Genomic DNA, 1,171 nt, shown 5'->3' on the forward strand with positions numbered 1-1,171 from the left:
GCGTGCCTTCCAGCCCATAACCGACCTCGATGCGCATCTTGCGGTCGTTCGGGGCAACCAGCAGCAGCACGCCATTGTTCTCGCCCGCCTGGCCAAGTTTCCAGAAGCGGAACAGCCGATTGGCGTAGGGCTCGATCTCCTCGCCATCGAGGCTGGGAATCGTCGCGACGACGATCTGGTCGGAACCTTTCGTCTCGAAGTCGGCGAGCTTCCGCGTCAGCGCCGTCTTGGTCGCGGCGTCGATGATGCCGGCATTGTCGATGACACGGCCGGTCAGCGCCGGCAAGTCGGTCGCGTAGGCCATGACGCAGGAGAACAGCACGACCGCAGCAATCAGGACGGCCGAGGCGAGGCGGTCGCGTTTCGACAGGCTGATGCTGGATACCATCATGCCATCACCAGCTTCCCGACGAGCCGCCGCCGCCGGACGAACCGCCGCCGCCGGAAAAACCTCCACCGCCGCTTGACCCCGAAGACCAGCCGCCGCCGGAACTCCCCGACGACCAGCCGCCACTGGAGGATCGCCGGCTTGGCTCGAAGGTCATGCCAAGCCAGCGGTAGCGGCCGGGGCCAAGCTTCTGGCCGAAGATCGGCGGCAGCACGGAAGCCGCAATGCTGCCGAAGAAGATGATCGCCCAGATGCTGATGAAGACGGCGAAGAACAGGTCGTCGGAATCGAAAGGCGCTTGCTGGTTGCGCTCGCCGCGCGCCTCCAGCTCCTCCGGATTGCCTTCCAGCACCATGACCATGTCGTCGACGGCCTTGCTGATACCGCCCGAGAAGTCCCCGGCGCGGAAGGCCGGCACCATGTCATTTTCGATGATCAGCTTGGTGTGCAGGTCGGTCAGCGTGCCTTCCAGCCCATAGCCGACCTCGATGCGCATCTTGCGGTCGTTCGGGGCCACCAGCAGCAGCACGCCATTGTTTTCCTTCGCCTGGCCGAGCTTCCAGAAGCGGAACAGCCGGTTGGCGTAAGGCTCGATCTCCTCGCCATCGAGGCTGGGAATCGTCGCGACGACGATCTGGTCGGAGCCTTTTGTCTCGAAATCGGCGAGTTTTTGGGTCAGCGCCGCCCTGGTCGCGGCGTCGATGATGCCGGCATTGTCGACGACACGGCCGGTCAGCGCCGGGAGATCGGCCGCGAGGGCGGTGAAGGGGAGGAAGAGGAGGC

Annotated in this window: 2 protein-coding genes; both read right to left on the bottom strand. The window is 65.0% G+C overall.

All coding sequences use genetic code 11. The features are described 5' to 3' along the window. A partial coding sequence (locus EN932_RS36535; RefSeq protein WP_245483406.1) for a TPM domain-containing protein occupies positions 1-304 on the bottom strand: 304 nt, incomplete at its 3' end. Positions 305-395: 91 nt separating this feature from the next. Next, a partial coding sequence (locus tag EN932_RS36540) for a YgcG family protein (protein WP_164890861.1) occupies positions 396-1,171 on the bottom strand: 776 nt, incomplete at its 5' end.

Origin of the sequence: Mesorhizobium sp. M7A.F.Ca.US.002.01.1.1 (assembly GCF_004022955.1) — a bacterium.
Taxonomy (GTDB): Bacteria; Pseudomonadota; Alphaproteobacteria; order Rhizobiales; family Rhizobiaceae; genus Mesorhizobium; species Mesorhizobium ciceri.